The organism is Paenibacillus sp. XY044 (assembly GCF_002257645.1).
GTDB lineage: Bacteria > Bacillota > Bacilli > Paenibacillales > Paenibacillaceae > Paenibacillus_AQ.
This window is the reverse complement of record NZ_NQMO01000016.1, coordinates 1-17,466: the sequence shown is the minus strand read 5'-3', so window position 1 is coordinate 17,466 and position 17,466 is coordinate 1. Positions and strand designations below refer to the sequence as shown.

Below are 17,466 nucleotides of genomic sequence, written 5' to 3'. Positions count from 1 at the left end.
ACTCTTTCTCTTAAGACAGGTGAACAGGCACATGATTCCACAATATCTGGTTGATTTTGATCTGCAGACTTTGCCCCGGACCAAGACGGATGTCATCGTCATCGGCTCGGGCATAGCCGGGTTGTATACGGCGATTCAGGCCAGTCAGGACCGGCACGTGATCATGATAACGAAAAAGGCACTGCTCGAAAGCAACACCCGGTACGCCCAAGGGGGGATTGCCGCGGTAATTTCGGAGGATGATTCCCCTCAGTATCACCGGCAGGATACGCTGATGGCCGGTGCAGGGCTGTGCTCTTCTTCCTCGGTGGACCTCTTGGTCAATGAAGGCCCTGAGGGCGTTAAGGAGCTGATCCGGCTCGGTGCAACGTTTGACCTGGAGAACGGGGAGCTTGCCCTGACCCAGGAAGGCGCGCACAGCCACCGGCGGATTTTGCATGCGAACGGGGACGCGACCGGCTACGAAATCGTCAGAGCGCTGGCTGAGAAGGTTGCGGAGCATGATAATATTGAGGTATGGGAACATCACTTTGTGATTGACGTCATTATGGAAGACGGCGAATGCAAGGGAGCACTGGTTCAGCGTCCGGACGGGCAGCGGATGTTTGTGCAGGCGAATGCGACTGTGCTTTGTTCCGGCGGCGCGGGACAGCTCTACCGGTACACCACCAATCCGGAAGTGGCCACGGCCGATGGCGTGGCGATCGCCTACCGGGCGGGGGCTAAGGTTCGCGATATGGAGTTTATCCAGTTTCACCCGACGGCCCTCTGTTACCCGGGTGCCCCGAGATTTTTGATCTCCGAGGCGGTTCGGGGCGAAGGTGCCGTTCTTCGTAATATTAAAGGCGAACGTTTTATGGAAAAATACCATGAGCTGCTCGAATTGGCGCCGCGCGATATTGTCGCCCGGGCCATCGTCTGCGAAATGGAAGAAACGAAATCCACTTTCGTCTATTTGGATATTACGCATGAGCCGGAAGATATGATTAAGCATCGGTTTCCGACCATATACGAAACCTGCATGACTTACGGGCTCGATATGTCGACGGATTGGATTCCGGTGGCTCCCGCTGCGCATTATATGATGGGCGGCGTCAAAACGGACCTAAACGGAGAGAGCAGCATCAAGCGGCTGTTTGCCTGCGGTGAAGTTTCCTCGACTGGCGTCCACGGCGCCAACCGTCTGGCCAGCAACTCGCTCTCCGAAGCGATCGTGTTTGGTCGGCGTATTGTGAACCGCCTGCGTGAGTTGTCCCCGCTGGACTGGGAACCCAAAGAGATCCGAGTCGATGAGGGGCGCTTGGAATCGCCAAGGCAGGCGATTGTGGAGCGGCGGCTCAAGCTTCAAAAGGTGATGGTGCGTTATGTCGGGCTGCGCCGGAACAAGACGCTGCTGCTGAAGGGACTGGATGAACTGAAGCGCCAGCTGCCGATTTTCCAATCAGGACTGAGCAAGCGTGAAGAATTTGAATTTGCCAACATGCTGACCAGCTGTCTGCTGGTGACCAGCGCGGCTGTCACCCGGGAAGAGAGCCGGGGGGCGCATTACCGGGAAGACTTTCCCCTGCGGGATGACGAGGGCTGGCGCAAGCATCTGCTGCAGCAGAGGGATCATGGAATAGTGGAGGAAATCAGCGATGACGTTTAACGGATATGATGAAAGTCTTGTGGAATCCATCCGGCTGTGGCTGAGAGAGGATGTCGGATCGGGGGATATGACGACGCTGTCAACCATCCCGGCCGGACATGAATCCAAGGGAATCATTCATGCTAAGGAAGATGGCGTGGTAGCCGGATTGCCCGTATCGGAACTCGTGTTTCAAGTCGTGGACCCGGCACTCACGTTCACGCCTCAGGTATCGGAAGGCGATTACGTAAAGAAGGGAACGGTGCTTGCTGTCGTGGAGGGCAGTACGCACCGGATTTTGACAGGAGAGCGGCTGGCCTTGAATCTGCTTCAGCGTCTGTCGGGCATTGCGACCCGGACGCGTTCGTTCGTGGATGCGCTGGAGGGCCTGCCTACTCGTCTGGTCGACACGCGGAAGACAACGCCGGGACACCGTATGCTGGAGAAATACGCGGTGCGCGTCGGCGGGGGAGCCAATCATCGCTTTGGGCTGTATGATGCTGTGATGATAAAGGACAACCATATCAAAGGAGCCGGCGGTATCCGCCAGGCTGTGGAGCGTGCACGGGCGTTTATCCCGCATACGATGACCGTTGAAGTGGAGACGGAATCGCTTGAGCAGGTCGAGGAAGCGATGGAAGCCGGTGCGGACATCATCATGCTGGATAACATGAGCCAGGAACTGATGAAAGAGGCCGTTCGGCGCATTAAGGCCAAGTCCCCGCATGTGACAGTGGAGGCCTCCGGCAATGTGTCCTTGAAGACCGTGAAAGGGATCGCGGCCTGCGGCGTCGACGTCATTTCGGTCGGCAGACTGACGTATTCCTTCGACAGCCTGGATATCAGCCTCGACCTCAATGCGGTGAAGGAGGGATAGCCCCCGTGATTTTGGTGATCGACATCGGGAATACGAACATCGTCCTGGGGATATACAGAAACCGGGAGCTATTGCACCATTTCCGTCTCAGCACGGTCAATCATTCCACGCCGGACGAGTACGGCATTATGTTCCGGAACATGTTTCAGATGTCCGGAATCCCGGTCAGCAACATTGAGGGCGTAATCATTTCTTCGGTGGTACCGCCTATGGTGCATGTCATTGAGGAGATGTGCCAAAAATATATCCACCAATCGCCGCTCGTCGTGGGACCGGGGATTAAAACCGGACTCAATCTTCGCTACGAAAATCCGCGTGAGGTCGGGGCTGACCGGATCGCCAACGCGGTTGCCGCCGTGGAGAAGTATCAGGGCCCGCTCGTCGTGATCGATTTTGGCACGGCCACCACGTTCGACTGCATCGATCCCAAAGGCGCCTATCTCGGCGGCCTGATCGTGCCGGGCATCGGCATTGCCACCGAAGCACTGTACCAGCGTGCGTCGAAGCTGCCGCGGATTGAGCTGGAGAAGCCGAAAAAGGTAATCGGACGAAATACGGTCCATGCGATGCAGGCGGGCATTATTTTCGGATATGCTGGACAGGTTGACGGCATTGTGGAGCGGATTCGCGGCGAGATGCAGGTTCCTGCTCTGAAAGTGGTCGCAACAGGTGGATCGGCGGATCTGATCGCCAGCGAAACGAAGGTCATTCAGGAAGTGAATCCACTGCTGACGCTTGATGGCCTCCGGATTATTTATGAGCGCAATCGCTAAATCGCACGCGAGCAGCAACCGGATCACCAAACGGGCCTGTTTTGCGGTAAAATAGATGGATAAGGGCAGAGCCTTCCCGGCTCATCCAATAAAGGAGGCAGTACAAACTATGGAAAACAAACAGGACCGCCTCATCCGGGGCACGGCCATGAATGGACGGGTCCGGGCCTTCGCGGTGAGAACGACGGCTCTCGTGGAGGAGCTTCGCAGAAGGCATGATACCTGGCCGACCGCCACAGCGGCGATGGGACGCACGCTGACGGCCGCTGCCATGATGGGAGCCATGCTCAAGGGCAAGGAAAAGCTCAACATTCAAGTCAAAGGCGACGGACCGATCGGACAGATCGTTGTGGAAGCCAACTCCTTTGGCGAAGTGACGGGATACGTCACCAACCCCCATGTCCATTTACCCAGCAACAGTCAGGGGAAACTTGACGTTGCCGGCGCGGTCGGCCGTGAGGGATACCTGCACGTCAGCAAGGATTTGGGCCTGAAAGAGCCTTATCGCGGTAGCGTACCGATTATTTCGGGAGAGCTCGGAGAGGACTTTACGTATTATTTTGCCGTATCGGAGCAAACACCGACAGCGGTGGGCTTGGGCGTACTGGTCGCTCCAGACAATTCCGTGCTTGAGGCGGGCGGCTTTATCGTTCAGCTGCTTCCGGGCCTTTCCGATGAGGAAATCACCGCGATTGAGCAGGCGGTTAGCGTGATTCCGCCGGTAACCACCCTGCTGGACCAAGGGCTGGAACTGGAAGATATGCTGAAGCAGCTGCTTCCGGATGTCGAGGTTCTTGAAGAGATGGATATCAAGTTCCATTGCCAGTGCTCCCGTGAGCGGGTGGAGCAAACGCTGATCAGCTTGGGTCAAGCGGAACTGGAGCGTTTGATCGAGGAAGATGGACAAGCGGAAGTCGTGTGCCATTTCTGTAACGAAGCGTATCATTTTGACAGGGAACAAATGCAGGACATTCTTGAACAAGCCATGAAGTAAGGCACGGGACCGATGATATGATAACCAGACAGGAGAAGGGGCTATGGGCCGCAGTCATTATTTTGGCAGCGGGCGTATTGTTTATGGGGAGTCTGATTGTCATCCGTGGACTTAAACCGGCAGGTGAGCCGTCACCGGCTGAAGACAAGCAAGCATGGACGGATGCAGTGGCGTCTTTTAACGGCAATGCCATTACGGAAAGCGACTGGATCGAGGAACTGAAGCGAACGCATGGGGAGGAAGCGTTGACGCAGATGCTGAATCACAAAGCGGTAAATGCGGAAGCCCAGGCACTGAAAATTAAGGTTTCCCCGGAGGAAGTAACGGAGGAGATTGACCGGGAGATGCAGGGGTACGCCTCGCCGGAGGACTATTACCGGGAGATGGCCGACCAACTGAGCCTCACTCCCGAGGAGATCCGGACGGAAACGGAGTACCGTCTGACTTTGGAAAAGATCGCTACCGCCGGAATCCGCATCACGGATGCGGAGGTACAGGGATATATCGACCAGCATAAAGAGGAATTTGCGCCCCAAAAAATCTATCATCTTGCCTGGATTCAGACGGAGACGGAAGATGATGCAAATCGGGTGCTTGATCGTCTACAGCAGGGAGAGGATTTTGGCGCATTGGCGTCGGCGTACTCCTTGGATGAATTTACTCGTGATCAGGGCGGCGATCTGGGGATGGTTGAAGCAGATGATCCCTTTATGGCTCCTGAAATACTGCAGACAGCTTCAACGCTGGAGCCAGGGGACGCGGCGGGCCCGGTAAGGATAAAAGACGGTTATGCGGTCGTCCGGGTCATCGACGTGGAGAACAGCAGTACAAAGAGCAGCGAGGAGATCGCTCAGGAGGCCCGCAAACAGCTGGCCCTAAGCGAAGCAGTTCCCCTTTCGCAGCTGGAAGAACAGTTGAGAAACAAATACGACGCCAAAATTTTGATCAAAATATCGCCATCCAAAGCATCCTAAAACGACAGAAGCGGCTGCCATGATTACGCATCTGGGTTACATACGTTTTCAGGATGCTTTTTTTAATACAACCAGGCCTTACGTCAGGGTTCGTATTGACATTGAGGTGGAAGGTTGATAATATGAAGGTATAAATACCTACTTAATTACTCGGATATAGTTTTGATCCAAGCCAGCCAGATTCTCTTTCAGAATTTTGTATATAGCAGTTATCCATTAAATTCATTATAAACAGGGAGGATTTACCTATGGCTAAGGTCGTCAACAACGTAACGGAACTAATCGGAGAAACACCCCTGGTCCGGCTGAACCGGCTTGCACCGGAAGACAGCGCGGAAATTTATCTGAAGCTGGAATATCAAAATCCAGGTTCCAGCGTTAAGGACCGGATTGCGATCAGCATCGTTGAACAAGCCGAAGAGGACGGCCTTCTGAAGCCTGGCGGTACGATTGTCGAAGCGACAAGCGGCAATACCGGTATCGGTCTAGCTATGGTAGCTGCAGCCAAAGGCTACAAGAGTGTCATCGTAATGCCTGAAACGATGAGTCTTGAGCGCCGCAACCTGCTTCGCGCCTATGGTGCCGAATTGGTTTTGACGCCGGGAGCCGAAGGCATGAACGGTGCCGTTAAGAAAGCCGAAGAAATCGTGAAGGAAAATCCGGATTACTTCATGGCTGAGCAGTTCAAAAACCCGGCCAACGTGAAGATTCACCGTGAAACGACAGGTCCGGAAATTGTGGAAGCGATTGATTCCATTGGCGGTTCCCTTGACGCATTCGTGGCAGGGATCGGAACGGGCGGAACGATTTCCGGTGCCGGCGAAGTGCTGAAGAACCGCTTCCCTGACATCAAAATTGTAGCTGTTGAGCCAGCGGCTTCCCCAATCTTGGCGGGAGGCAAACCAGGGCCGCACAAAATTCAAGGTCTGGGCGCCAACTTCATTCCGGATATCCTCAACCGTGACATTTATGATGAAATTATTCACGTGGAGAACGATGAGGCATTTGAAACGGCCCGCCGCGTCGCCAAGGAAGAAGGCGTTCTGTCCGGTATTTCTTCGGGCGCTGCCGTGTTTGCCGCGCTTAAAGTGGCCAAGGAGCTCGGTAAAGGCAAGCGTGTGGTAGTGGTCATCCCAAGTAACGGCGAGCGTTATTTGAGCACGCCGCTGTATAACTTTGAGGGATAATTAGCGTCTTATACATTGTAAAAGCTCTCGCCCCTGCTGCCGGTTGATCCGGCTGCAGGTTTTTTTTATTCCTGAAAGCGGCCTGCTGGCAGGCTATCAGGCTTCTTTTTGGAAAAAAGCTTTTCAAACCTGCCGACTCCAAGTATACTGACAACCAATAGACGGGTCTTGTATTGAAGGGGATCAGAAAATGAAGAGAAATGAGGGCGGCTTGATCACCTTGGATCAATGGATGGATTGGGCCGCAGAGGGTATCACGATGTTTCCATATGTGCTGTCGTCCGGAGGACCGGACTGGCAGGAAGAAGGGGAGCTCCCGGCGGCTTGGACGGCGGCCTGGGAACAGGCCTCGCCCTATTCCTTCGTGCTGGAGAGCGGCAAGGAGGGGCGGTATACCTACCTGGGGCTGCAGCCGGTATCCGTGCTTCGCGGGAAAGATAACGGCGGCGTCGTGACAGACCTGCCGAGCGGTGTCACTGAGAAGGTCGGCGGAAGTCCGCTGCAGGTGCAACAGCGGTGGATGGCGCCGTACCGGGCTGCCCAGCAGCAAGATGAAGACTTGCCGCCGTTCCTTGGGGGATGCGTCGGCTTTTTGGGGTATGACATCGTCCGTTCCCTCGAGTCTCTGCCGTCCACCGCAGCCGATCTTCCGGCATTCCCGGATTATTTGTGGATGCGGATGGAAGAGGTGTGGATCCATGACGCGGACAGCCGGAAGGTGTACTGCACGGTCCATGTGCATTTTGACGCGGAGGGACTGGACAGGGATGTGATCCGGCAGAGGCTGGGTGCGCTTTACGAGGAGGCAGCCGAACGGGCCCGGTCCATGCAATCGCTGTGGCTGTCCATAGTGAACCTGGACGATGGGACCCAGACCGCTGCGGACCGGCGGCGAAAGCAGGCGGAGGAAATGGCACCCCGGCTGGAGTGGCCGCAGCTGCGCACCGGATTCCCGCAGGAATCCTTTGAACAGGCTGTGCGGGCCATCCAGCAGTATATTCGCGAGGGGGACGTCTTCCAGGTGAATCTGTCGCTCCGTCAGGAGCTGGACCTGAATTCGCCGCCGGAACAGGCCTATGAATGGCTTCGCCTGCTGAACCCTTCCCCTTATATGGGGCTTCTGCGTTCCCCGGAATTGACACTGGTCAGCGGCTCCCCGGAACTGCTGGTGAAGCTGCAGGGGGAGCGGATCAGCACCCGCCCAATCGCAGGTACGAGACGCCGGGGGCTTACCCCGCAGGAAGATGCGGCCATGGCAGCCGAGCTGCTGGGCAGCGAGAAAGAGAGAGCCGAGCATATCATGCTGGTGGATCTCGAGCGCAACGATCTGGGGAAGGTGGCCGCGTACGGCTCGGTGCACGTCCCGGAGCTGATGACGGTCGAGCATTACTCCCACGTGATGCACCTCGTTTCTCAGGTTGAAGGCCAGCTCGCTCCGGGCAAAGGGGCATACGACGTGATCGCCGCCTTTTTCCCTGGAGGAACCATCACCGGCGCTCCCAAGGTGAGGACGATGGAAATCATCGAGGAGCTTGAACCGGTTAGGCGCGGGCCTTACACCGGCTCGATCGGCTGGATTGACTACAACGGCAATATGGAATTAAATATTATCATAAGAACGATGGCCGTCCTGGACGGCACGGGATATATCCAGGCCGGGGCGGGAATCGTCATCGATTCCGACCCTTACCGGGAATACCGGGAATGCCAAAACAAGGCGAAAGGCATGATCCTGGCGGTTCTCTGCAGCGAGGAGGAATCCGCCGCCAAATCTGGGATAAGGGGTTGAGCATATGATTTTGGTTATCGACAATTATGACTCTTTTACGTACAATCTGGTGCAGTATTTGGGGGAACTCGGACAGGAAGTGAAGGTATACCGTAACGATGAAATTACCGTGTCCGGCATTGAGGAGCTTGCACCCGATCATATCTTGATCTCCCCGGGTCCCTGCACGCCGAACGAGGCGGGGATCAGCCTGGAGACGATTGAGTATTTTAAAGGCAAAATCCCGATTTTCGGCGTGTGCTTGGGCCACCAGGCCATTGGGCAGGCATTCGGCGGCAATGTCATCCGGGCCGAACGGCTGATGCACGGAAAAACGTCGTCGATCCATCATCACGGCACTTCCGTGTTCGAAGGACTTCCTTCACCTTTTACGGCGACAAGGTACCATTCGCTCCTGGTGGAACGGGACAGTCTGCCGGACTGCCTGGAAATCACCGCAGAAACCGAGGAAGGCGAAATTATGGGGCTGCGTCATAAGGAGTATCCGATTGAAGGCGTTCAGTTCCATCCGGAGTCGATCATTACCGATTACGGTCACCAGATACTGCGTAACTTCCTGAAGCAGACCGCAGGCGCCAAAGCATGAAGAAGATAGGATTGAACGGCGGAATCGTTGATGCCGCCGACGCCGTGGTACCTGTAATGGATCACGGCTTTTTATACGGAATGGGCTTGTTTGAGACGCTGCGGACATACCGGGGGCAGCCCTTTTTACTGGATTGGCATTTGAAGAGGATGGCGGAGGGCTGCCGGATGCTGGGCATTCCTTTTTCGCCGGATGATGAGTTTGCGTCCATGCCTGGTTGGATTGCAGCCTTGATGGAGGAAAACGGCCTCGAGGAGGCCTATATCCGTTACACCGTTAGCGCAGGCGTCGATGTCCTTGGCCTTCCGGGGGAGGAGTACAGCCGTCCCAATCATGTTCTGCTTGTGAAGGCGCTGCCTGAGGTGCCGGAGAACCTCTACACCCAAGGAAAAGCCCTGCAGCTGCTGGACACGCGGCGCAACTCTCCCGAAGGTCCGATCCGCTTGAAGTCGCTCCATTACATGAACAATATTTTGGCGAAAAGAGAGCTGGCTGCTATAAGGGACCCGCGTTCCCGCCAGGCGGAAGGCCTTATGCTCGATGGGCGCGGGCATGTCAGCGAAGGCATCGTCAGCAATGTGTTTTTTGTGAAAGAAGGGGCACTCTATACACCTGATGTATCCACCGGGCTGCTGCCCGGCATTACGCGCCAGGTCGTGCTTGAGCTCGCCGGCGGGGCCGGCATCCGCTGCACGGAAGGCTTATATACGTGGGGAGATCTGCTGGCCGCAGATGAAGTGTTCGTGACCAGCTCCATTCAGGAGCTCGTTCCCGTTACGCTCCTGCTGGACAGGCAGGGAGCGGGTAGAACGGTGAGTCACGGCGCCGCCGGTCCAATCACCCGCAGGCTGCTCGATTTGTACCGACAGAAAGCAGGGATTTGACAGTGAAAACGACAATCTATGAGCGTACTTATACCATGGGCCAAGCCGTGCTAAAGCTCGGACAGTCCACCCAGCTGATGGGCATTTTAAATGTAACACCCGATTCCTTTTCCGACGGAGGCCGGTATGTGGATCCGGATACGGCCGTACGCCATGCGCTGAAAATGATGCTGGACGGTGCTGATCTGATCGATATCGGAGGAGAATCGACCCGACCGGGGTTTACCCCGGTATCTGTGGAAGAGGAACTGGCCCGCGTGATTCCCGTGATCAAGGCGATTCATAAAGCAGCCCCGCACATTCCGATTTCGATCGATACGTACAAGGCGGAAGTAGCGCGTCAAGCGATATTGGCCGGTGCCCATATCATGAACGATATTTGGGGAGGCAAAGGGGATCCGGATATGCTGAAGGTGGCGGCCGAGCTGGGCTGCCCGATCATTCTGATGCATAACCGGCACGACATGGATTATACCGATTTTGTGGAGGCTGTCGTCGCCGACCTGGAAGAGAGTGTGCGCCTGGCCTTGGCGGCCGGGGTGCGTCCCGAACGTATTATTTTGGACCCCGGAATCGGGTTTGCCAAAAACGCTGAGCACAACTTGAAGCTGATGACCCAGCTGGACCGACTGAATCAGATCGGGTATCCTGTGCTGCTTGCCACGTCCCGCAAAAAGTTCATCCGCAGCGTGCTGGATCTGCCGGTCGATGATTTGGTCGAGGGAACGGCAGCAACGGTGGCGTTTGGGATCGCCCAGGGCTGCCAGATCGTGAGGGTGCACGATGTGAAATCCATCAAACGCACCGTCAAAATGAGTGACGCGATGATCTATACTTCGGCGGTTGTGAGCCGGAAATAATTGCTGCTAGCTGGGAGGATCCGTTTTTACAGGATCCGTTTAGTATTGACGTTGATTTATTTGGAGAGGCGGGAACAGTAAATGGATAGAATGGTCATTCACCGCATGGAATATTACGGGTATCACGGCGTGTTCGAGGAGGAGCGCAAGCTCGGCCAGCGCTTTTATGTCGATCTGGACATGGAGCTGGATTTGCGTGCAGCCGGGGAGAACGACGATCTCACCCAGACGGTAAATTATGCCGAAGCCCACGAGACGGTCAAAAAAGTGGTGGAAACCGAGTCTTTTCGCCTGATTGAAGCTTTAGCTGAACGTATTGCATCTGTGGTACTGGACACTTATACTAGTATCAATGCACTGACGGTCAAAGTGACCAAACCGCATCCTCCATTTGACATCCACTTTCAGGGTGTTACTGTGGAGCTGCATAGAACAAGAAAGTGAGACTCCACCATGAATGCACATTCCACCTCTGAGATATCAGAGGCTTATATTGCTTTAGGGGCTAATTTGGGGGACCGTGAGCACACGCTCATGGAAGCCATTCAGCGTCTGGATGAGGATCCCCGCATTACGGTAGCCCGCTGCTCCCACCTCTATGAGACGGAGCCGGTGGGGTATGTGGATCAGCCCCTCTTTTTGAATATGGCCGTTTGTGTCCGCACAAGTTTGGATTCCCATGACCTGCTGCATGTTATGCAAGGGATTGAGAACGGGCTTGGGCGCGTTCGGGAAATTCATTGGGGGCCCCGGACCGTCGATTTGGATTTAATCTGGATGGAGGGCCGCAGGGAGACCACAGAAGAACTGGTGCTGCCGCATCCCCGGATGGAGGAGCGCGCCTTTGTGCTGGTGCCCTTATCGGATATTGTTCCTCCCGACGAGCCTTCCGGCTTATATACGATTGTAGAGACAGCTCTGGATAAGCTGGATGGAAAGGAAGGTCTGCAGCTTTGGAAAACATGCAGCTGGCGAAGCGCGTCCGCGCCTTCCGGAAGCTAAAAGGCTATACGCAGCAGGAGCTCGCAGCCAAGAGCGGGATATCGCTCGCGGTGCTGGGAGCCATCGAACGGGGAAACCGTCGTGCAGAAGAACAGGTTGTGATCAAAGTAGCGGAAGCGCTCGGCGTATCCGTTCAGGAACTGACGAACGGTTAGACTTTTGGGAAGCAGGAATACTGCTTATGTATATACAATGAATAACAAGGAGTGAAATGATGCGGTGCTGAAAATTGGCGGTATTGAAATGAAGAACCAAGTCGTGCTGGCACCGATGGCGGGCGTGTGCAATCCCGCGTTCCGCCTCATCGCCAAGGAATTCGGAACGGGACTGGTCTGCGCTGAGATGGTAAGCGGCAAAGCGATCGTTCACGGCAACCAGCGTACGCAGGAAATGCTGTATGTGGATGAGCGCGAGAAACCGCTGAGCCTGCAAATTTTTGGGGGAGACCGGGAATCGCTAGTGGAGGCGGCGAAAGTCGTCGACAAACAGACCAACGCGGATATCATCGATATCAATATGGGCTGTCCGGCTCCGAAAGTGACCAAAGCCGACGCAGGCGCACGCTGGCTGCTCGATCCGCAAAAAATTTATGAAATGGTATCCGCGGTCGTGGCTGCGGTCGATAAACCGGTGACCGTCAAAATGCGTACCGGATGGGACAGCGATCACATTTATGCGCTGGAGAACGCCCAAGCGGTGGAACGCGCCGGAGGCCAGGCGGTCAGCCTGCATGGCAGAACCCGGGAGCAGCTGTATACGGGCCATGCCGATTGGAGCATTATAAAACAAGTTAAAGAGTCGGTATCGATCCCGGTCATCGGCAACGGTGACGTGGTCACGCCGGAAGACGCGCGGCGCATGCTCGACGAAACCGGATGCGACGGGGTTATGATCGGACGCGGCGCTTTGGGAAATCCGTGGATGCTGTACCGTACGATTGAGTACCTCAAGAGCGGTGAGCTGCTTCCCGAACCATCGGCTGAAGAGAAAATCCGCATCGCGATTCTTCATATGGACCGTCTGGTCGCGCTGAGAGGCGAATCGGTAGCGGTGCGCGAAATGCGTAAGCATTTGGCATGGTACCTGAAAGGTCTGAGAGGGTCCGCACGGATCAAGGACGATATTATGGAAGGGACGAAGCGCGACGAAATGGTCAGAATTTTGGAGGATTTTGTGGCAGACCTGAGCCAGCGTGCCGAGATGGAGGCCGAGGGGAGAGGTGCGGAAGCGGTGGCCCAATAAGATGGGTGGCTGCGTCTGACACCCCTGTCATTGACATTTTGAAACGGTTACCATATAATTTTGCAGTATAAATTCGACTTTCCGTTTAACTAGCAGCAGGAGGATGTTCTGATCCTTCAAGTTTTGCATATAGTTTTGCATATATATAGATTGAACTAAAGTAAGCATTGCCATCTCCTGACCCACGGAGCAAGAACGTAAGTTTCTTTAGTTCATTCTATGGAAGCAGGGTGTAATTTAATTTTATTTACATGACAGGAGAATCGGTTAAGATGAGCGATAAAGAAGTCATTCTTACACAGGACGGACTTAAGAAGCTGGAAGACGAACTCGAGAACTTGAAATCAGTGAAGCGCCGCGAAGTAGCGGAGCGGATCAAGGTTGCCATCGGGTACGGGGATATTAGTGAGAACTCCGAATATGAAGACGCCAAGAACGAGCAGGCTTTTATTGAAGGCCGAATCATTACTTTGGAAAAATTGCTGCGCAATGCCCGTATCATCAATAATGATGAGATCAACACGGACGTCGTGGGCGTAGGTGCAACGGTAACGGTGCAGGACCTGGAATTCGGCGATACGATGGAATACACGATCGTCGGTACGGCCGAATCCGATCCGCTGAACAATAAAATTTCCAATGAAAGCCCGGTCGGCAAAGCAATCATCGGCAAGCAAAAAGGAACGGTCGTGGATGTGAACGTTCCTGCGGGCGTCATTCAATATAAAATCATTGATATCAAAAAGTAATGTCCATGCTTTAGGATTGAAAGAAAGCTTCCTTAAGGAAGCTTTTTTTCAAGATTGTAGAAAGTATAAATTTTCAGCGGAGCTGAACGATTCTATAATCGCAAGAAAAACGACCGCTGCAAGCGGACTGGCTTCTTGGAATGTACGTCGAAAGATCGCAGCGCACCTGAGCTAGCGTCGAGGCAGAAGCCCCACTTGGTGGGGTTATTTCAGATATAGGCGGCAGACGGCAGGCCCGTGTAGGACAAGCGGGAGAGGTTTAGCAGTGAAATGAAGGAGATGAAGACTGACCATGTCAGAAGAAGTGAACAACCAGGAACAGGAAATTGAATTAAGCGAGATGCTGAAAATCCGCCGGAGCAAGCTCGACGAGCTGCGTGCACTGGGTATCGATCCCTTTGGCAAAAAATATGACAGAACAAGCATGGCAGGCGATCTGCTGAGTAAGTACGACGGACTGACGAAGGAAGAGCTGGACGAGCAGCACGCTGAAGTCCGCGTTGCCGGACGGATTATGGCTAAGCGCGGTATGGGTAAGGCCATTTTTGCCCATATTCAGGATCTGAGCGGTAAAATCCAGATCTACGTGCGCCAGGATTCCGTGCCTGAGCATGCATTCGAGGCGTTCCGCCTGCTGGATCTGGGCGATATCGTCGGCATCGCCGGAACGATGTTCAAGACGAAAACCGGGGAAACGACGATCAAGGCCAGCGAGGTGGAGGTTCTGTCAAAATCCCTCTATCCATTGCCGGATAAATATCACGGCCTCAAGGACGTGGAGCTTCGCTACCGTCAGCGGTACGTGGATTTGATCATTAATCCGGAAGTACAGCAGACGTTTATTGCCCGCTCGCGAATTATTCAATCGATGCGCCGTTACCTGGATTCACAGGGCTACCTGGAAGTCGAAACTCCAACACTGCATGCGATTGCCGGCGGAGCCGCTGCCAAGCCGTTTATTACGCATCATAACGCGCTGGACATGCAGCTGTATATGCGGATCGCCATCGAGCTTCATTTGAAGCGCCTGATTGTCGGCGGTCTGGAAAAAGTATACGAAATCGGACGCGTATATCGTAACGAGGGCATTTCCACCCGTCACAATCCGGAATTTACGATGATCGAGCTGTATGAAGCTTATGCCGATTACAAAGACATCATGAACCTGACCGAGAACATGATCGCGCATATTGCGCAAGAAGTGCTCGGCACCAAAGTCATCAACTATCAAGGGAATGAAGTCAATCTGACTCCGCCTTGGCGCCGGGTATCCATGGTGGATGCGGTCAAGGAAGTTAAGGGTGTGGACTTCAGCGTGCACATGACGGACGAGGAAGCTCATCGTCTGGCCAAAGAGCATAACGTCAAAGTCGAGCCGCATATGACATTCGGGCATATTCTTAACGCATTCTTCGAGGAATTTGTAGAGGAAACGCTGATTCAGCCGACGTTTGTGACTGGACATCCGGTGGAAATTTCGCCGCTTGCGAAGAAAAGTGAGCAGGATCCGCGGTTTACGGACCGTTTCGAGCTCTTTATCGTCGCTCGTGAGCATGCCAACGCGTTTAGCGAGCTGAACGACCCGATCGATCAGCGCCAGCGGTTTGAAGCGCAGCTGAAGGAACGTGAGCAAGGCAATGACGAAGCGCATGAAATGGATGAGGATTTCCTCACCGCGCTGGAATACGGCATGCCGCCGACCGGCGGTCTGGGTATCGGCATCGACCGTTTGGTGATGCTGCTGACGGATTCTCCGTCGATCCGTGACGTGCTGCTCTTCCCGCATATGCGGAATCGTCAGGAGTAGTTTTCAGGTTTTCAACGGACATAAACAAAAGGAACAGCAGACGTGATCATGAATCACGTGGCTGTTCCTTTTTTGCGTTTTGACTTATGGTTTTTTTGACTTAGAAGAGACATCCGTCTGGCATAGGGACACCAAATGCCGCTCAATGACCGCAACCATAACCTCAGGTGTCACGCGGTCCGGACGCATCACGGCATGGATGGCCAGGCCGTCGAGGACTGCGTAGAAGCGTTCTACTTCGATGGCAAAGTCCAGGCCGGGAAGCAGGAGCCGTTTTTCCGATAAGCCGTTGAATACTGTAACGAAAATCGATCGCAGCTCGTCGTCCACCTGATGGCGCAGCGGGCGCAGGGATTCATCCGACAACGACTTGACGACAAATGAAAACCACACCTCCATTTCCAGCCGCTTTTCGTCATCGGTAGGGAGTACCTCATGCAGAAGAGAGGGAATATCCTGCATCAGATCTCCAGTGAACACCTTTTCGTAAACTCGCTCGGATACCCGTTCGGATACCCGTTTCATGGAATAGGACAGAAGCTCTGATTGGGTTGAAAAATAATGCCGCATTGAGCCTACGGATATCCCGGCCTCTTCTGCAATGTTGCGGACCGACGCCTGCTCGATGCCGTGCTTCTGAATGACTCGCCAAGTGGCCTCGGCTACTTTTGCTTTCTGGAGTTCATGATCGACAATTTTGGGCATGTATAAATTATACCACGCGCTTGATTTATTTAATACATCTGTGATAAATTGTTTTTAACACATTTGTATTAAAAAGAGGAGTGGGGAATGGTTGATCGCAGTATGGATTATTGGTTGCGAGATTGCTTTCTGGGTTTTGGTGTTAGCCGGGCTTAGTGTACGGTATTTGGCGAGATGGAAAAAGGGCGGTGCCGTTCTGCTGCTCATGACTCCTGTGGTGGACCTTCTCTTAATCGTTCTCACCATTATGGATCTGCGCAACGGGGTAGAAGCCGAATTTATGCATGGGCTGGCGGCAGTGTACATCGGCGTAACTGTTGCATGTGGCCACCGGATGATTCATTGGGCCGACGAACGGTTTGCATATCGCTTTGGGGGCGGGGACAAACCCCAAAAGGCACCCAAATACGGGAAGGCACATGCGAGACAAGAGCGGCAAGGGTGGTTTAGGCATGCGCTGGCGTGGGTGATTGGCTCGATTCTGATTTTTCTCATGATTGTGGTCGTTAATGACCCTGATCGTACCGAAGCGCTTAAGCGAGTTCCATTACTCTGGGCATGCATTGTTGGCATTGATTTCGTTATAAGCTTCAGCTATACGCTTTGGCCTAGAAAGAAGAAGGGTTACTGAATTATCCGCAGGTGCCGCGGCTATGAAATTCATGTGAGGGCAGACAGTCGGCATCTCATCCTTTATATTATATTAAATTGAGAAAAAGACTTGCATAATACAATAATGCGTGTTATATTAATATTCCGGCCGATGATTTGGTTGTTACTTCGATCGAATCGAGAGCTTCATATAAATCTAAAAAAGATTTAAAAAAGAGCTTGCTAAATTGCGCCGAACATGATATGATATAAAAGTTGCTGAGGCGATGGGGTCTTGGTAGCAAACGAAGTTTGATCTTTGAAAACTGAACAACGAGTGAGTATACATGCGATGGTCTTCGGACCGGAGCAACTTGAGATTAAATCAATCTCGTCAGATTCAAAATGAGCTACAAACTTTCGTTGGAAAGCTACTCCCTTCGGGTGAGCAGATTCTTCCAACTTTATTGGAGAGTTTGATCCTGGCTCAGGACGAACGCTGGCGGCGTGCCTAATACATGCAAGTCGAGCGGACTTGATGAGGAGCTTGCTCCTCTGATGGTTAGCGGCGGACGGGTGAGTAACACGTAGGCAACCTGCCTGCAAGACCGGGATAACCCACGGAAACGTGAGCTAATACCGGATATCTCATTTTCTCTCCTGGGGAGATGACGAAAGACGGAGCAATCTGTCACTTGCAGATGGGCCTGCGGCGCATTAGCTAGTTGGTGAGGTAACGGCTCACCAAGGCGACGATGCGTAGCCGACCTGAGAGGGTGAACGGCCACACTGGGACTGAGACACGGCCCAGACTCCTAC

18 protein-coding genes and 1 rRNA gene are annotated in these 17,466 nt (G+C 53.9%); 18 read left to right on the top strand and 1 reads right to left on the bottom strand.

Going from position 1 to position 17,466, the window contains the following annotated elements; all coding sequences use genetic code 11:
- Positions 1-31: 31 nt before the first annotated feature.
- From nadB to lysS, 16 genes are all read left to right on the top strand, one after another.
- Positions 32-1,648, top strand: a complete 1,617-nt coding sequence (gene nadB, locus CJP46_RS34315) for an L-aspartate oxidase (RefSeq protein WP_094600110.1) — start codon at positions 32-34, stop codon at positions 1,646-1,648.
- Positions 1,638-2,504 carry a carboxylating nicotinate-nucleotide diphosphorylase gene (gene nadC / locus CJP46_RS34310; protein WP_094600109.1) on the top strand — a complete coding sequence of 289 codons (867 nt, stop codon included), beginning with the start codon at positions 1,638-1,640 and terminating at the stop codon, positions 2,502-2,504. Before nadB ends, nadC begins: the two co-directional genes overlap by 11 nt.
- A gap of 5 nt (positions 2,505-2,509) precedes the next feature.
- Positions 2,510-3,277: a type III pantothenate kinase gene (locus CJP46_RS34305; RefSeq protein ID WP_094600108.1), complete on the top strand. Its 768-nt coding sequence runs from the start codon at positions 2,510-2,512 to the stop codon at positions 3,275-3,277.
- A gap of 109 nt (positions 3,278-3,386) precedes the next feature.
- Positions 3,387-4,271, top strand: coding sequence for an Hsp33 family molecular chaperone HslO (gene hslO, locus CJP46_RS34300; protein ID WP_094600107.1), 885 nt, complete (start codon positions 3,387-3,389; stop codon positions 4,269-4,271).
- A 17-nt stretch (positions 4,272-4,288) separates the two neighbouring features.
- On the top strand, positions 4,289-5,245 hold the full coding sequence (locus tag CJP46_RS34295; protein ID WP_094600106.1) for a peptidylprolyl isomerase: 957 nt from the start codon (positions 4,289-4,291) through the stop codon (positions 5,243-5,245).
- Positions 5,246-5,493: 248 nt separating this feature from the next.
- Positions 5,494-6,432, top strand: a complete 939-nt coding sequence (gene cysK, locus CJP46_RS34290) for a cysteine synthase A (protein WP_094600105.1) — start codon at positions 5,494-5,496, stop codon at positions 6,430-6,432.
- Positions 6,433-6,622: 190 nt separating this feature from the next.
- A complete protein-coding gene (locus tag CJP46_RS34285) occupies positions 6,623-8,221 on the top strand; it encodes an anthranilate synthase component I family protein (protein ID WP_094600104.1) in 1,599 nt (532 codons plus the stop codon).
- A 4-nt stretch (positions 8,222-8,225) separates the two neighbouring features.
- Positions 8,226-8,807, top strand: coding sequence for an aminodeoxychorismate/anthranilate synthase component II (gene pabA / locus CJP46_RS34280; RefSeq protein ID WP_094600103.1), 582 nt, complete (start codon positions 8,226-8,228; stop codon positions 8,805-8,807).
- Positions 8,804-9,691, top strand: a complete 888-nt coding sequence (locus tag CJP46_RS34275) for an aminotransferase class IV (protein ID WP_094600102.1) — start codon at positions 8,804-8,806, stop codon at positions 9,689-9,691. The genes pabA and CJP46_RS34275 overlap by 4 nt, the downstream gene beginning before the upstream one ends.
- A 35-nt stretch (positions 9,692-9,726) precedes the next feature.
- Entirely contained in the window at positions 9,727-10,551 is an 825-nt protein-coding gene (gene folP, locus CJP46_RS34270; protein ID WP_094600147.1) for a dihydropteroate synthase, read from the top strand.
- Positions 10,552-10,632: 81 nt separating this feature from the next.
- Positions 10,633-10,995 carry a dihydroneopterin aldolase gene (folB, locus tag CJP46_RS34265; RefSeq protein ID WP_094600101.1) on the top strand — a complete coding sequence of 121 codons (363 nt, stop codon included), beginning with the start codon at positions 10,633-10,635 and terminating at the stop codon, positions 10,993-10,995.
- A gap of 9 nt (positions 10,996-11,004) precedes the next feature.
- A complete protein-coding gene (gene folK / locus CJP46_RS34260) occupies positions 11,005-11,553 on the top strand; it encodes a 2-amino-4-hydroxy-6-hydroxymethyldihydropteridine diphosphokinase (RefSeq protein ID WP_094600100.1) in 549 nt (182 codons plus the stop codon).
- Positions 11,505-11,708, top strand: coding sequence for a helix-turn-helix domain-containing protein (locus tag CJP46_RS34255; RefSeq protein ID WP_094600099.1), 204 nt, complete (start codon positions 11,505-11,507; stop codon positions 11,706-11,708). The genes folK and CJP46_RS34255 overlap by 49 nt, the downstream gene beginning before the upstream one ends.
- Before the next feature lie 64 nt (positions 11,709-11,772).
- Entirely contained in the window at positions 11,773-12,795 is a 1,023-nt protein-coding gene (gene dusB / locus CJP46_RS34250; RefSeq protein ID WP_094600098.1) for a tRNA dihydrouridine synthase DusB, read from the top strand.
- Positions 12,796-13,067: 272 nt separating this feature from the next.
- Positions 13,068-13,544: a transcription elongation factor GreA gene (gene greA / locus CJP46_RS34245; protein WP_094600097.1), complete on the top strand. Its 477-nt coding sequence runs from the start codon at positions 13,068-13,070 to the stop codon at positions 13,542-13,544.
- 292 nt (positions 13,545-13,836) lie between these two features.
- Complete coding sequence (lysS, locus tag CJP46_RS34240) at positions 13,837-15,351, top strand: lysine--tRNA ligase (protein ID WP_094600096.1); 1,515 nt, start codon at positions 13,837-13,839, stop codon at positions 15,349-15,351.
- Positions 15,352-15,435: 84 nt separating this feature from the next.
- Here the strand turns inward: lysS and CJP46_RS34235 are convergent, their stop codons facing one another.
- Positions 15,436-16,056, bottom strand: a complete 621-nt coding sequence (locus tag CJP46_RS34235) for a TetR/AcrR family transcriptional regulator (protein ID WP_094600095.1) — start codon at positions 16,054-16,056, stop codon at positions 15,436-15,438.
- 91 nt (positions 16,057-16,147) lie between these two features.
- On the opposite strand from CJP46_RS34235, the gene CJP46_RS34230 reads away from it, so the two are divergent.
- The gene (locus CJP46_RS34230; protein WP_094600094.1) at positions 16,148-16,687 is read left to right on the top strand and encodes a hypothetical protein; all 540 of its coding nucleotides are present in this window, start codon (positions 16,148-16,150) and stop codon (positions 16,685-16,687) included.
- 424 nt (positions 16,688-17,111) lie between these two features.
- Positions 17,112-17,466, top strand: a 16S ribosomal RNA gene (locus CJP46_RS34225); the annotation flags it as partial.

Bases quoted from the DNA above. Each gene is read 5' to 3' on its own strand.
- nadB (WP_094600110.1), top strand. From the start codon at position 32: ATGATTCCACAATATCTGGTTGATTTTGATCTGCAGACTTTGCCCCGG.
- greA (WP_094600097.1), top strand. From the start codon at position 13,068: ATGAGCGATAAAGAAGTCATTCTTACACAGGACGGACTTAAGAAGCTG.
- folP (WP_094600147.1), top strand. From the start codon at position 9,727: ATGGGCCAAGCCGTGCTAAAGCTCGGACAGTCCACCCAGCTGATGGGC.
- cysK (WP_094600105.1), top strand. From the start codon at position 5,494: ATGGCTAAGGTCGTCAACAACGTAACGGAACTAATCGGAGAAACACCC.
- CJP46_RS34295 (WP_094600106.1), top strand. From the start codon at position 4,289: ATGATAACCAGACAGGAGAAGGGGCTATGGGCCGCAGTCATTATTTTG.
- folB (WP_094600101.1), top strand. From the start codon at position 10,633: ATGGATAGAATGGTCATTCACCGCATGGAATATTACGGGTATCACGGC.
- CJP46_RS34235 (WP_094600095.1), bottom strand. From the start codon at position 16,056: ATGCCCAAAATTGTCGATCATGAACTCCAGAAAGCAAAAGTAGCCGAG.
- folK (WP_094600100.1), top strand. From the start codon at position 11,005: ATGAATGCACATTCCACCTCTGAGATATCAGAGGCTTATATTGCTTTA.
- lysS (WP_094600096.1), top strand. From the start codon at position 13,837: ATGTCAGAAGAAGTGAACAACCAGGAACAGGAAATTGAATTAAGCGAG.
- pabA (WP_094600103.1), top strand. From the start codon at position 8,226: ATGATTTTGGTTATCGACAATTATGACTCTTTTACGTACAATCTGGTG.
- hslO (WP_094600107.1), top strand. From the start codon at position 3,387: ATGGAAAACAAACAGGACCGCCTCATCCGGGGCACGGCCATGAATGGA.
- CJP46_RS34285 (WP_094600104.1), top strand. From the start codon at position 6,623: ATGAAGAGAAATGAGGGCGGCTTGATCACCTTGGATCAATGGATGGAT.
- nadC (WP_094600109.1), top strand. From the start codon at position 1,638: ATGACGTTTAACGGATATGATGAAAGTCTTGTGGAATCCATCCGGCTG.
- CJP46_RS34275 (WP_094600102.1), top strand. From the start codon at position 8,804: ATGAAGAAGATAGGATTGAACGGCGGAATCGTTGATGCCGCCGACGCC.